The following is a 13487-nucleotide window of genomic DNA, read 5'->3' as shown; positions in this document are numbered from 1 at the left end:
AATGAGGATTTTTTCCGTATGGGCGATTTCGCCAGTCACCTTGACACTGCATTCTGGTTCAGTGTCGGTTCCATTCTTCTGCTACTGGTCATTTCCGGGCTGTTTTCCGGGTCGGAAACCGCGCTGACCGCGTCCAGCCGCGGAAAGCTGAAGGCACAGGCGGATAAAGGGTCAGTCGGCGCGAAACGCGCCCTCGAACTGACCGAAGACAGCGAGCGCCTGATCGGCGCGGTGCTGTTGGGCAATAATCTGGTCAATATTCTTGCCGCGTCCCTTGCAACCGCGCTGTTCACGCGGGTTTTCGGCGACAGCGGTGTTGCACTGGCCACGCTGATCATGACCCTGCTGGTGCTGATCTTTGCCGAAGTACTGCCAAAGACCTATGCCATTTCCAGCCCTGAAACCGCTGCAATCCGCATATCGCCCGCGCTGAAATGGGTGGTGGCGGTATTTTCGCCTGTTGTGGCGGTGGTCCGTTTCGTGGTGCGGCGCATATTGGCGGTGTTCGGTCTGACCATCGACCCGGACAGCAATATCCTGTCGGTGCATGAAGAAATCGCAGGCACGCTGGCTTTGGGCCATTCCAGCGGTTCGGTCGAAAAGGAACATCGCGACCGGTTGCTGGGCGCGCTGGACCTGTCGGAACGCACGGTCGAGGAAATCATGCGCCACCGCAGCCAGATCGAAACCGTGAATGCCGATGACCCGGTAGAAGACCTGATTGCGACATCCATCAATTCGGCGCATTCGCGTTTGCCGGTTTACCGCGATGACCCGGAAAATATTGTCGGCATCCTGTATGCCCGTGATCTGGTGCGCGACATGCACCGGCAGGTTTCTGACGCGGGCGGGGATTATGGCGCAATTGCGCGGCTGGACATTTCCGGCCTGATCCGCGCGCCCTATTTCGTGCCTGAAACCACCCCGCTGGACGAACAGATGCAGGAATTCCTGCGGCTGCGGCGGCATTTCGCGCTGGTGGTCGATGAATATGGTGCGCTGCGCGGGCTGATCACGCTGGAAGATATCCTTGAAGAAATCGTGGGCGAGATTGAAGACGAATACGACACCACCCACGCCCCGGAGATAGAACGCAATCCCAATGGCGAAGTGCTGGTCGATGGGGCGATGACCATCCGCGACCTGAACCGCGCCACCGACTGGACACTGCCCGACGAAGAAGCCGTCACCATTGCGGGACTTGTCATCCACGAAGCGCAGACCATCCCCGAAGCGGGCCAGTCCTTCTTCTTTCATGGTTGCCGGATCAGGATTCTTGAACGTGAAGGCAACCGGATCACGCGGCTGAGCCTGCTGAACACGACCGAAGACGCAGATCAGGACGACTAGCGCGTGATCGCGCCAGATGGCACCACAAGGCTGGTTGAGTGCGGCGTGAAACGGTTAATACGCATTCACGAAGCCTGCGCTATCGGCGGGCCGGGGTCTGCCGGTCCCACGTTGGAGGGGTTCACTTTATGCTTGCTTAATATTCCTGCGTCCGAGGCTTGCCTTGACGCTGGCGGTATCGGCAGGCCGCGGAACGGCCCGCCGATGGCGCGGCGGGCTTCGCCCTTTGCTCCGCGCCTGAAAGATTCCGACGCCCGTATCACGCCGCCTTGCCGCTGGTCAGGGACAGGAAGACATCTTCCAGATCGGGTTCTTCGCTGGTCACATCCGTCACCACACCGCCCGATTGCGCGACCGCCGCCAGCAATTGCCCCGCACTGACCTGTGAACGCCGATAGGTCAGTGCGATCTGCCCGTCGCGGCGCTGTTCCTGCGTGACATTCCCGGGCAGCACCAGCGCAGGCACAGGATTTTCCAGCCGCAGCACCAGCGTCTTGGCGTCCAGCCGCCCCAACAGCGCGGATGTGCGGTCGCGCACCACCACCTCGCCATGGTTGATGATGGCGATTTCGTCGCACATTGCCTCGGCTTCTTCCAGATAATGGGTGGTCAGAATGATTGTCATGCCCTGCTCATTCAGCTTGCGCACATTGGTCCATAACATCTGACGCAATTCGATATCCACCCCCGCTGTGGGTTCATCCAGCACCAGCACTTGGGGATGATGCACCAGCGCCTTGCCCAGCAACAGCCGCCGCCGCATGCCGCCTGACAGGGTGCGCGCATAGGCTTCTGCCTTGTCGGATAGTCCGATCAGTTCCAGTATTTCATCTGTGCGGCGCGCGGATTTCGGCACGCCATAAAGCCCCGCCTGCACATCAAGCGCCGCGCGCGGGGTGAAGAACGGGTCGATATTCAGTTCCTGCGGCATGACCCCGATGGCCGCGCGCGACTGGCGCGGATTCACATCCTGATCGAACCCCCATATCCGCACCTGTCCGGAAGTTTTATTCACCAGCCCTGCCAGAATGTTGATCATGGTGGATTTACCGGCACCATTGGGACCAAGCAACCCGAATATACTGCCTGCCGGAATTGCCAGATCAACGCTGTTCAACGCTGTCTTGCCATCAGCATAGGTCTTGCTCAGATTGGTGATTTCAATTGCATTGTCAGTCATGACCTTCGCCCGTCCTCGTACTGTGTTAGCGGTGAACATAAGCATATCGGCGCGGATTGAAAGGCAGCGCAGTTTTCTTGACGCGCGGGCCGCGCACTCATAGGCTGTGCGCAATCTATCAGCATGAAAGGGATTACCATGCAGGAATTGCTGACATCATTTGAAGGACGTATCGGGCGCGGGAAATGGTGGCTGGGTGCGGTGGTGCTGATTGTCTTCAGCATTATTTTTGCAATCGTCGTGGGCCTTCTGTTCGGCGACGGCATTATCGCGCGCCTTCTGACATTGCTGCTCACATTCGCGGTGCTTTATGCTTCAGCGGCACTGGCCACCAAACGGCTGGCGGATCGCGGCACACCGGCCATGCCACGGCTGGTCATCTTCTTTGGCCCCAGCATCCTGTTTTCCATCATCGACACATTCCGCATCGGGTATCGCGCCGCGCCGGAAATGGGCGGGATGGGCATGAACGGGGCGATGATGCCGGGTACTATTGCCATGACGCTTGGGTTCATCTCGCTGGTGGTCAGCATCTGGGCGCTGGTGGAACTGGGCATCCTGAAGGGCGACGCCGAAGAAAACCGCTTCGGCCCGCCACCTGCCTGACCCGAACCGCCCGAACGCCCCTTGCCTGCGCGACAGGATCAAGTATGTTCCCGCACAGATAGCAAGAAGGTCACCAAGATGAAGTCCACCCTGCCCCACGATGCCCCTGAAACCGAAATTGTCAGCAGTATGCGCGTCTGCTGCGATGGTGGCGAAGGTGCATTGGGGCACCCGCGTGTGTGGCTGTCGCTGTCACATGATACCGGCGTGGTCGAATGCCCCTATTGCGATAAACGCTTCATCCACCGCGATTTTGCGGGCGATCAGGCGTCCTGAACACGCAGACGAGACCAGAGAACGGAGGGCCAGCCATGAGCGACAGCGAAACGGGCTTTGGCAAAGGCTGCCATCTGCATCTGATCGACGGATCGGCCTATATTTTCCGCGCCTATCATGCGCTGCCACCGCTGACGCGCAAATCCGACGGGTTGCCTGTCGGGGCTGTGGCGGGGTTTTGCAACATGCTGTGGCGCTATCTGGGCGAGAACGGCAACAGCAGCGATGCACCCACCCATGCGGCGGTCATTTTCGACTATTCGTCGAAAACCTTCCGCAATGACATCTATGACCTTTACAAGGCCAACCGGCCGGAACTGCCCGAAGACCTGCGCCCGCAATTCCCGCTGACCCGCGACGCAACCCGCGCCTTCAACCTGTCCTGTATCGAAGTGCAGGATTATGAAGCAGATGACATCATCGCCACGCTTGCCCGTCAGGCGCGTGAAGCGGGCGGGCGGGTGACCATCATTTCATCAGACAAGGATCTGATGCAGCTTGTCGGTGGCGGTGTCGAAATGCTGGACGCGATGAAAAACAAGCGCATCGGCATTGATGAAGTGATCGAAAAATTCGGCGTCGCCCCTGACCGCGTGGTGGATGTGCAGGCATTGGCGGGGGATTCGGTCGATAATATTCCCGGCGCACCCGGTATTGGCGTGAAAACGGCCGCGCTGCTGATCAACGAATATGGTGATCTCGACAGCTTGCTGGCCCGCGCAGAGGAAATCAAACAACCCAAACGCCGCCAGACCCTGATTGACCATGCAGACCAGATTCGCATGTCGCGCAGACTGGTGTTGCTGGATGAAAACACCCCTCTGGATTTCACCCTGAACGATCTGGAAGTGCGCGACCCCGACCCGACCGCGCTTGTGGATTTCCTGAACCAGATGGAATTCCGCACCCTGACACGCCGCGTGGCCGACAGGTTCGGCACAGAAGCGCCCGCCCTGCCCGACCCTGCCCCCGCAACGGCCCCGTCGCAGGACAGCACCCCCGACATGCCGGAATTCAGCGCCGCGCAATATGATTGCGTCCGTGATCTGGACACGCTGAATATCTGGATCGACCGCATCCGCGAACGCGGCTATGTCGCGGTTGATACCGAAACCACATCCCTTGATGAAATGCGCGCGGAACTGGTGGGCATTTCACTATGCGTGGACGCGGGCCATGCCGCCTATATCCCGCTTGCACACCGCGCAGGCGGGGATGATCTGTTCGGGGCCAGCGCCCTGCTGGACGGCCAGATTCCGCTGGAACAGGCATTGCGCGCCCTCCAGCCCGTTCTGGAAGATCCCGCCATCCTGAAAATCGGCCAGAACATGAAATATGACGCCAAGATATTTGCAAATCTTGGCGTGACCGTAACCCCGATTGATGACACGATGCTGCTGTCCTATGCGCTGCATGGCGGTCTGCACGGGCACGGTATGGACCAGTTGTCCGACCGCTACCTGAACCATCAGCCGATCCCGATAAAATCGCTGCTGGGGTCGGGCAAATCCGCCATCACTTTCGACATGGTGGGCATTGACGACGCCACCCGCTATGCCGCCGAAGATGCCGACATCACACTGCGCCTGTGGCAGATGTTCAAACCCCGCCTGCATGCCGCGCAGGTCACCCGCGTCTATGAAACACTGGACCGCCCGCTGGTCCCGGTTCTGGCGCAGATGGAACGCCACGGCGTCAAGGTGGACCGCGATGTGCTGTCGCGCATGTCCAACGCCTTCGCCCAGAAAATGGCCGCGCTTGAATCGGAAATCCACGAACTTGCGGGCGAAAGTTTCAATGTAGGCAGCCCCAAGCAACTGGGCGAAATCCTGTTCGACAAAATGTCCCTGCAAGGCGGTAAAAAAGGCAAGACCGGCGCCTATGCCACCGGCGCCGACGTGCTGGAAGACCTGGCCGCAGAGGGGCATGACCTGCCCGCCCGCGTGCTGGACTGGCGGCAATTGTCGAAACTGAAATCCACCTATACCGACGCCCTTCAGGACCATATCCACCCTGATACGGGCCGCGTGCACACGTCCTATGTTATCACTGGTGCGGTGACAGGGCGTCTGGCCTCGACCGATCCGAACCTGCAGAATATCCCCATCCGTTCCGAAGAAGGGCGGCGCATCCGCACGGCTTTCGTCGCGGATCAGGGCAATAAGCTGGTCGCGCTGGATTACAGCCAGATCGAGTTGCGCATCCTTGCCCATATCGCCGGGATCGACAGCCTGAAATCCGCCTTCCGCGACGGCCATGACATTCACGCCATGACCGCATCGGAAATGTTCGGCGTGCCGCTTGATCAGATGACACCGGATGTACGCCGTCAGGCAAAAGCCATCAATTTCGGTGTGATCTATGGCATTTCCGGCTTTGGGCTTGCGCGTAACCTGCGCATTCCGCGCGCGCAGGCGCAGGCCTTTATCGACACCTATTTCCAGCGCTTTCCCGGTATCCGCGCCTATATGGATGATACTGTGGAATTCGCAAAGAAACATGGCCGCGTGGAAACCCTGTTCGGGCGGCGTATCCATACACCGGAAATCAACACCAAGGGGCCGGGGGCGGGCTTTGCCAAACGCGCCGCCATCAACGCACCAATACAGGGCACCGCCGCCGATATTATCCGCCGCGCCATGGTACGCCTGCCCGATGCACTGGCCGGTCTGCCCGCACGGATGCTGATGCAGGTGCATGACGAACTGGTCTTCGAAGTGCCCGAAGATTCTGTGGATGAAACGATCAATCGCGTCCGCGCTGTGATGGAAGCTGCCGCAGAACCTTTGGTCAGGCTTGATGTGCCGCTTGTCGTGGATGCCGGTATCGGCGACAACTGGGCGCAGGCGCATTAGCGCGTCACCGGGTCGGGTTGGACCCGGGCACGGAAAATTCCCAAAGGTGCGGAACAAAGGCTGCAAGGCCGCTGCGTCACAGGTGAACCGTACCGCGGCCTGCCGGTTTGGCTGGCGTCGCCTCACGCCTTGAATGGCGGCGCCATGCTGCCTGCATGAAGTGAACCCCACCGGGCGTGGTGCATGGCAAAACCACCGCAACAGACCGGAACAGGATATGCCTCAACCGGCTTCCGGACCAGCATGCTCACGCAACATAGTCAGAAATGCAAAAGGCCCCGGCGGATGTCCGGGGCCTTTTACTTTCGTACTTTGGGGTTGCGCGCTGTTGCGTCCCGCATCAGCGTCCCTTCAGGGCAACTTGTTCGATATCTGCGCGGATCAGGCCGATATCTTGAAGTTCCCGGTCGGTCAGTGCATTCAGTTCACGGCGCGTCACGCGCGCATCGTTCCAGCTGCGCAGGCCAGCAAAGAATGCACCGAATGTCAGGGTCTGGAAACCGCTGAACATGCGGTCTGCATGTGGACGGCTTTGGGCATAGAAAGACATGTTCGTCTCCGGTCAGAATGTTTACAAAATGCCGCCTCTTTGTGCGGACCTCTCTCAAATATGCCGGTTTCATGGGCAGAACAACTACGCGAAATCGCAATCCCCCTATGTTCTGGCTGCATGGCTGCGCATGTTTTGGTGACGAATTCACCGAAAGGCTTGGCAGATGTTCTTGCTTCGTGCTAGTGCTTGTGAAAATACAGGCCCTTACCATCCCGGAGAGATACAGCCATGCGCGTGATCGGCATTGACCCAGGCTTGCGCAATCTTGGCTGGGGGGTGATAGATGTGGATGGCGTGCGGATGCGCCATGTCGGCAACGGCATCTGCCATTCGGACCCCAAGGGCACGCTGGCCGCAAGGCTGCTGGCCCTGCATACCGGGCTGAGTGCGGTTGTCGCGCGCTTTGCCCCCGACACTGCCGCCGTTGAACAGACATTCGTGAACAAGGATGCGGTTGCCACTTTGAAACTGGGCAGCGCGCGCGGTATTGCGTTGCTGGTGCCCGCGCAGGCCGGACTGGAAGTGGGCGAATACGCGCCCAATGCCGTCAAGAAGGCCGTGGTCGGTGTGGGCAAGGCCGCGAAGGAACAGGTGGATCATATGGTGCGGATGCAGCTTCCGGGTGTGCAGATCGAAGGGCCGGATGCAGCCGACGCGCTGGCCATTGCCATCTGCCATGCGTTTCATTGCCAGTCGGCCCGTCAGCTTGCAATCGCGGGGGGCGGTGCGCGATGATCGGCAAACTGACAGGCGTGATCGATATGCGCGGGCCGGATCATGTGCTGCTGGATGTGCGCGGCGTGGGCTATATCGTTTATGTGTCGGACCGCACGCTGATGGGCCTGCCGGGACGCGGAGAGGTGGCCGCACTTTACACTGATCTGGTGGTGCGCGAAGATTTGCTGCAACTTTATGGTTTCCCCACATTGCTGGAAAAGGAATGGCACCGCGTGCTGACCTCTGTTCAGGGGGTGGGGGCGAAAGCATCGCTGGCGATTCTGGGCGCGCTGGGACCGGAAGGCGTGGCGCGGGCCATCGCACTTGGCGACAGCAGCGCATTGCGCAAGGCGCCGGGTGTGGGGCCGAAACTGGCGCTGCGCATCGCCAATGAACTGAAGGACAAGGCCCCCGCCCTGATGGGGATTGAAAGCGCGCCTGCGACCATCCGCGCCGCACAGGGCGCTGTGCCGGATGCAGATCCGGCAGTGCTGCCACAGGCACCGGTTATCGCGCAGCAAACCAATGCCACTGCAGATGCGATGTCAGCACTGGCCAATCTGGGCTATGCCCCAAGTGACGCCGCCCGCGCCGTGGCCGAAGCGCAGGCCACCGCCCCCGAATCTGACACCCCTGCCCTGATCCACGCAGCCCTGCGCCTGCTGGCCCCGAAAGGCTGATGAATGACAATGCCGGACCCGACATTGCGCGGCACTGACCTGCCCGAAGACCCGCCGGAGCTGGACAAGGCTTTACGCCCGCAGGGGCTGGATGAATTCATCGGCCAGCAGGAAGCGCGCTCCAACCTGCGGGTGTTCATCCAGTCCGCCCGCATGCGCGCCGAGGCCATGGACCATACCCTGTTTTACGGCCCGCCCGGGCTAGGCAAGACGACTTTGGCGCAGATCATGGCGCGCGAACTGGGGGTCGGGTTTCGCATGACATCCGGGCCGGTTCTGGCGCGGGCGGGCGATCTGGCCGCCATCCTGACCAATCTGGAAGCGCGCGATGTCCTGTTCATCGATGAAATACACCGCCTGAACCCAGCGGTGGAAGAAGTGCTTTACCCCGCGATGGAGGATCACCAGCTTGATCTGGTCATCGGCGAAGGGCCTGCCGCGCGCACAGTGCGCATTGAATTGCAGCCCTTTACGCTGGTGGGGGCGACGACGCGGCTGGGGTTGCTGACCACGCCCCTGCGCGACCGGTTCGGCATTCCCACGCGGCTGCAATTCTATACCGAAGCGGAATTGTGCCAGATCGTGGCGCGCGGCGCCCGGTTGATGGGTGTGCCCGCCACCGACGATGGCGTGCGCGAAATTGCACGTCGCGCGCGCGGCACACCGCGCATTGCGGGGCGGTTGCTGCGCCGTGTGGTTGATTTCGCGCTGGTCGAAGGGGATGGCAAGCTGACACAGGCGCTGGCGGATAATGCGCTGACACGGCTGGGCGTGGACCATCTGGGCCTTGACGGGGCGGACCGGCGCTATCTGGTGTTGCTGGCGGAACATTATGGCGGCGGGCCGGTGGGGGTGGAAACCATCGCCGCCGCGCTGTCGGAATCGCGCGATGCGATCGAAGAAGTGATCGAACCCTTTCTGTTGCAACAGGGCCTGATCGCGCGCACCCCGCGCGGGCGCATGCTGGCGGCCAGGGCATGGACGCATCTGGGCCTGCCTGCCCCCGCCGCGCCTGACACACAGGGGCGGTTGTTTGAGGGCTAAAGCGTGCCGCGCAAAAACGGGCGCTGGCATTGCGCGCCCCGAAACTGCGAAAACAAGGGGTTACAGCGCATCCTGAATGTGAATGAACGCTACACGCTGTAGGCTGCGATCGCTGGCAGACGGGCGGTGAGGCTGGTTTGAATTTGCCAAAGGCGCGGAGCAAAGGGCGCAAGCCCGCCGCGCCACCGGTGGGCCGTCCCGCGGCCTGCCGGTTTCGCCAGCGTCATGCCAAGCCTTGAAAGCCGGAATATGGAGCCTGCATAAAGAGAACTTCTATAACGTCGGACCGGCAGACCCCGGCCCACCGCTGGCGCGGGCTTGGTGCATGAGAATAACATCCGCAAACGCCAAAAGTATGCCCCAGCCCGCGCAGGCCACAGAACATGCCGCGCAAAAACGGGCACTGGCATTGCGCTTTCCGGATATGCGAAAACAAGGGGTTATAGCGACCGGAAAGCAAAAAGCAGAAAACCGGATTCCGGTTTTCTGCCAGTTTGCACGCATGCGACGGGAAAAAGGGGGTGCCCCTTATTCCTCGGTTTTTTCAGCGGCCAGTTCTTCGCCGGTGGTCTGGTCAACCATTTTCATGGCCAGACGGACCTTACCGCGATCATCAAAGCCCAGCAGCTTGACTTTCACTTCCTGACCTTCTTTCAGCACATCCGACGGATGGTTCAGGCGACGGTTTTCGATCTGGCTGACATGAACCAGACCATCGCGCTTGCCGAAGAAGTTCACGAAGGCACCGAAATCCACCAGCTTGACGACCTTGCCGGTATAGATCTTGCCGACTTCAGGTTCCGCGACGATGGAATAGATCATGTCATACGCCGCCTTGATGGCTGCCTGATCGTTGGACGCGATCTTGATGATGCCGTCATCGTTGATATCGACCTTCGCACCAGAGGTTTCCACGATCTCGCGGATGACCTTGCCGCCCGAACCGATCACTTCGCGGATTTTATCGGTCGGCACCTGCATGGTTTCGATCTTGGGTGCATACTGGCTGAAGCCCTGCGGCGCAGTCAGGGCCTGTGACATCTCGCCCATGATGTGCATCCGCGCATCCTTGGCCTGTGCCAGTGCCTGTTCCATGATTTCAAAGGTGATGCCGGCAACCTTGATGTCCATCTGCAGGCTGGTGATGCCTTCAGATGTGCCCGCAACCTTGAAATCCATGTCGCCAAGGTGGTCTTCATCGCCCAGAATATCTGTCAGAACAGCGAATTTGCCGCCATCTTCCAGAATCAGGCCCATTGCAACGCCCGCGACCGCTGCTTTCAGCGGCACGCCCGCATCCATCATCGACAGGGAACTGCCGCAGACAGTCGCCATGGAACTGGACCCGTTGGATTCCGTGATCTCGGACACCAGGCGGATGGTATAGGGAAAATCGGTTGCCGCAGGCAGAACCGCCTGAAGCGCGCGCCATGCCAGCTTGCCATGCCCCACTTCACGCCGGCCGGGAGGGCCGAAACGCCCAACCTCGCCCACCGAATAGGGGGGGAAGTTGTAATGCAGCAGGAAGTTCGACTTGGATGTACCGGTCAGCGCATCGATGAATTGTTCATCATCACCGGTGCCCAGCGTGGTGACACACAGCGCCTGCGTTTCACCACGGGTGAACAGCGCAGACCCATGCGTGCGCGGCAGCAGGCCGGTTTCCGCAACGATCTGGCGCACGGTCTTGGTGTCGCGCCCGTCAACGCGGGGTTCGCCATTGATGATCGCGCCGCGCAGGATCGAGGATTCCAGCTTTTTCAGCGCGGAACCAAGATTCTCGTCTGCAAGCTGTTCTTCGCTCAGCGCGGCCTTGATGGCATCACGGGCGGCCGAAATTGCGCCGACACGTTCCTGCTTGTCGCGCAGGGCGAAAGCGGCACGCATCTGGGTTTCACCCGCTGCTTTTACTGCCGCGTACAGATCAGCGTAATCCGGTGCGTGAAAATCAAACGGCTCTTTCGCGGCATCTTCGGCCAGATCGATGATCAGGTCGATGACTGGCTGATAGCTTTCATGCGCGAATTTCACGGCCCCCAGCATTTCTGCTTCGGACAGTTCATAGGCTTCCGATTCCACCATCATCACGGCGTCTTTGGTGCCTGCGACGACCAGATCAAGGCGCTGCTCGGGGTTCTCGCGCAGCTTTTCCATGTCCTGGCATTCGGGGTTCAGGACATATTCGCCGTTGGAGTAGCCCACGCGCGCAGCTGCGACCGGCCCCATGAACGGCACGCCCGAAATCGTCAGCGCGGCAGAGGCAGCAATCAGCGCCACCACGTCAGGTTCGTTGACCAGATCATGGGACAGCACAGTGCAGATGACCAGAACTTCGTTCTTGAAGCCATCGACGAACAGCGGACGGAGGGGGCGGTCAATCAGCCGCGATGTCAGCGTTTCCTTGTCGGAAGGGCGTGCCTCGCGTTTCAGGAACCCGCCGGGAACCTTGCCCGCCGCATAATATTTTTCAACATAATGTACGGTCAGCGGAAAGAAGTCCTGACCGGGTTTCGCCTGTTTGGCGAAGGTGACATTTGCCATGACCGATGTTTCGCCCAGTGTGGCGACAACCGAACCATCGGCCTGGCGGGCAATCTTGCCCGTTTCCAGTGTCAGCGTTTCTTCGCCCCACTGGATCGATTTCTTGATGATATTGAACATTCAGCGTATCCTCATGGGGGTTATCCCGGCCCTCCGGCCCCCGATTGCATAGCGGCCCCATTGCCGCCGACCCCCAATCCTGTGCATCACGCCGGGGTCAATGCGTCACGTCTCAGATATTGGGGGGCATACAGCAAAAACCCGGGTCTGAAAAGTGGCGATTATGCCGCCCTGACCGGCCTGAAACAGGCGTTGGGGGGGATGCTTGGCCTGCATGAAGCCCGCGCTATCGGCGGGCCGGGGTCTGCCGGTCCGACATTGGTGAAGTTCACGTTATCCAGGCGGCATGCTCCCGCATCCAAGGACTGATATGAGGCCAGCGTCATCATCATGCCGCAAGCATCACTCCGCGCGGGCCATAATTCTTGCACCCGGTTCCAGATCGCTGGCGGGAAACAGGATCACCTGATCGCCTGCAACAAGCCCGTCAAGCACCTCTGCCATCTGATCGGCCCGCATGCCAAGGGATACCGGAACCAGATCGGCACGCCCGTTCACGTTGCGAAATACCGCCCAGCCCCCGTCATGGCGAAACAACGCGCTATGGGGCACCTGCAGCACGTCCTCGCCCTGCCAGACGACAATGCGCACCATCACGCGGAACTGGTCGCCAAGACCCGGCCACCCCTCTGGCGGGGTTTGCAGATCCAGCCGCACCCGCACCCGCTGTTCTTCGATTCCCAGTGCCGACGCGCGCGTAAAGGCCGCGGGTTCCACCCTGCGCACGCGCGCATCCAGCACGCCCTGCCCGCCCCAGCGTTCGACATGCGCCACTGCCCCTTGCTGCACCCGAACCGCATCGGACGAGAGCAGCTCCACCTCTATTTCCAGATCGGTCAGATCCCCGATGGTCAGCAGCGGTGCGCCCGCGCCAATCTGCCTGGCGTTGCGGTCGGGCACATCCAGCACAGTGCCGGTCACTGGCGCGATGATCTGCAGGCAGCATTCGTTCGCCTGCCCGTCCGGAATCCGCGTTCCCCCGGGCCCCAGCAGCTGCGCGCGGGTGCGCATCAGCGCGGCCTCGCTCAGGTCACGCTCTGCCTGTGCGGCGGTCAGGGTCTGACCGGCCGATCTGACCGCCTGTTCCAGATCTTCCAGCATGCGCTGCGCGATCGTGCCCGCAAGCGCAAGGTTGCGCCCCCGCTCCAGCTGGCTTTGCGCATGTTCAAGCGATGATTGCGCGCTGGCGACATTGGCGTCAGCCAGTTGGACCGCTGCCTGCGCCTCTGCCACGGCGGCTTCGGCCTGCGCACGGGTGCGCGCATCCATCAAGCCGGGGTCTGCTGGCTGAATGACGGCAACCAAAGTCTGCCCCGCTTCGACATGATCGCCGGTCTGCACCGGCGCGCGCGTTGTCGTTCCCGCAATCGGCGCCGTGATGGTATGGGGGTCGCGCACGCGGGTCACCCCTTCGGCAGCGATGCTCACCTGCATCGGCCCCTGGGTGACAGTGCCCAGATCAACCGCCGCCGGGACCGGCCACATGGCCCAGACCGTCGCCCCGACCACCCCGAAGGCAAGCACCGCCCCTGTTGCTATCCGCTGTCGTGACATGCGTTTTCTTC

Annotated in this window: 11 protein-coding genes; 7 read left to right on the top strand and 4 right to left on the bottom strand. The window is 60.8% G+C overall.

What is annotated here, in order from left to right; translation table 11 throughout:
• The first annotated feature begins 18 nt into the window (after positions 1–18).
• Positions 19–1350 (top strand): HlyC/CorC family transporter, encoded by a 1332-nt coding sequence (locus PUT78_RS10165; RefSeq protein WP_274352151.1) that lies wholly within the window; start codon positions 19–21, stop codon positions 1348–1350.
• A 259-nt stretch (positions 1351–1609) separates the two neighbouring features.
• Here PUT78_RS10165 and PUT78_RS10160 read toward each other — a convergent pair whose 3' ends face one another.
• Complete coding sequence (locus PUT78_RS10160; RefSeq protein WP_274352150.1) at positions 1610–2530, bottom strand: ABC transporter ATP-binding protein; 921 nt, start codon at positions 2528–2530, stop codon at positions 1610–1612.
• Between the two features lie 123 nt (positions 2531–2653).
• On the opposite strand from PUT78_RS10160, the gene PUT78_RS10155 reads away from it, so the two are divergent.
• The 3 genes from PUT78_RS10155 to polA all read left to right on the top strand — a co-directional run bounded on the left by PUT78_RS10155 (position 2654) and on the right by polA (position 6267).
• Complete coding sequence (locus PUT78_RS10155) at positions 2654–3136, top strand: DUF805 domain-containing protein (RefSeq protein WP_274352149.1); 483 nt, start codon at positions 2654–2656, stop codon at positions 3134–3136.
• Positions 3137–3214: 78 nt separating this feature from the next.
• On the top strand, positions 3215–3412 hold the full coding sequence (locus PUT78_RS10150; protein ID WP_420793489.1) for a zinc-finger domain-containing protein: 198 nt from the start codon (positions 3215–3217) through the stop codon (positions 3410–3412).
• 35 nt (positions 3413–3447) lie between these two features.
• On the top strand, positions 3448–6267 hold the full coding sequence (gene polA / locus PUT78_RS10145; RefSeq protein WP_274352148.1) for a DNA polymerase I: 2820 nt from the start codon (positions 3448–3450) through the stop codon (positions 6265–6267).
• A gap of 340 nt (positions 6268–6607) precedes the next feature.
• Here polA and PUT78_RS10140 read toward each other — a convergent pair whose 3' ends face one another.
• Positions 6608–6778 carry a DUF1127 domain-containing protein gene (locus tag PUT78_RS10140; RefSeq protein ID WP_274352179.1) on the bottom strand — a complete coding sequence of 57 codons (171 nt, stop codon included), beginning with the start codon at positions 6776–6778 and terminating at the stop codon, positions 6608–6610.
• 270 nt (positions 6779–7048) lie between these two features.
• Between PUT78_RS10140 and ruvC the strand changes: the two genes are divergently transcribed.
• From ruvC to ruvB, 3 genes are read left to right on the top strand one after another with little or no spacing between them, the layout of a single operon-like run.
• Entirely contained in the window at positions 7049–7555 is a 507-nt protein-coding gene (ruvC, locus tag PUT78_RS10135) for a crossover junction endodeoxyribonuclease RuvC (protein ID WP_274352147.1), read from the top strand.
• Positions 7552–8217: a Holliday junction branch migration protein RuvA gene (gene ruvA / locus PUT78_RS10130; protein WP_274352146.1), complete on the top strand. Its 666-nt coding sequence runs from the start codon at positions 7552–7554 to the stop codon at positions 8215–8217. Before ruvC ends, ruvA begins: the two co-directional genes overlap by 4 nt.
• A 3-nt stretch (positions 8218–8220) precedes the next feature.
• Complete coding sequence (gene ruvB, locus PUT78_RS10125; protein ID WP_274352145.1) at positions 8221–9261, top strand: Holliday junction branch migration DNA helicase RuvB; 1041 nt, start codon at positions 8221–8223, stop codon at positions 9259–9261.
• Between the two features lie 528 nt (positions 9262–9789).
• Here ruvB and pnp read toward each other — a convergent pair.
• Together pnp and PUT78_RS10115 are read right to left on the bottom strand one after the other, a co-directional pair.
• The gene (gene pnp, locus PUT78_RS10120; RefSeq protein WP_274352144.1) at positions 9790–11922 is read right to left on the bottom strand and encodes a polyribonucleotide nucleotidyltransferase; all 2133 of its coding nucleotides are present in this window, start codon (positions 11920–11922) and stop codon (positions 9790–9792) included.
• 342 nt (positions 11923–12264) lie between these two features.
• On the bottom strand, positions 12265–13476 hold the full coding sequence (locus PUT78_RS10115; protein ID WP_274352143.1) for an efflux RND transporter periplasmic adaptor subunit: 1212 nt from the start codon (positions 13474–13476) through the stop codon (positions 12265–12267).
• Between the last annotated feature and the right edge of the window lie 11 nt (positions 13477–13487).

The sequence above is a fragment of the Roseinatronobacter alkalisoli genome (genome assembly GCF_028745735.1).
Lineage (GTDB): Bacteria > Pseudomonadota > Alphaproteobacteria > Rhodobacterales > Rhodobacteraceae > Roseinatronobacter > Roseinatronobacter alkalisoli.
Note: the sequence above shows the minus strand (reverse complement) of the source record. Positions and strands in the feature narration are given on the sequence as shown.

Coding starts and splice junctions, on each gene's coding strand:
- PUT78_RS10165 (WP_274352151.1), top strand. CDS start 19: ATGGGCGATTTCGCCAGTCACCTTGACACTGCATTCTGGTTCAGTGTC.
- PUT78_RS10160 (WP_274352150.1), bottom strand. CDS start 2,530: ATGACTGACAATGCAATTGAAATCACCAATCTGAGCAAGACCTATGCT.
- PUT78_RS10155 (WP_274352149.1), top strand. CDS start 2,654: ATGAAAGGGATTACCATGCAGGAATTGCTGACATCATTTGAAGGACGT.
- PUT78_RS10150 (WP_420793489.1), top strand. CDS start 3,215: ATGAAGTCCACCCTGCCCCACGATGCCCCTGAAACCGAAATTGTCAGC.
- polA (WP_274352148.1), top strand. CDS start 3,448: ATGAGCGACAGCGAAACGGGCTTTGGCAAAGGCTGCCATCTGCATCTG.
- PUT78_RS10140 (WP_274352179.1), bottom strand. CDS start 6,778: ATGTTCAGCGGTTTCCAGACCCTGACATTCGGTGCATTCTTTGCTGGC.
- ruvC (WP_274352147.1), top strand. CDS start 7,049: ATGCGCGTGATCGGCATTGACCCAGGCTTGCGCAATCTTGGCTGGGGG.
- ruvA (WP_274352146.1), top strand. CDS start 7,552: ATGATCGGCAAACTGACAGGCGTGATCGATATGCGCGGGCCGGATCAT.
- ruvB (WP_274352145.1), top strand. CDS start 8,221: ATGACAATGCCGGACCCGACATTGCGCGGCACTGACCTGCCCGAAGAC.
- pnp (WP_274352144.1), bottom strand. CDS start 11,922: ATGTTCAATATCATCAAGAAATCGATCCAGTGGGGCGAAGAAACGCTG.
- PUT78_RS10115 (WP_274352143.1), bottom strand. CDS start 13,476: ATGTCACGACAGCGGATAGCAACAGGGGCGGTGCTTGCCTTCGGGGTG.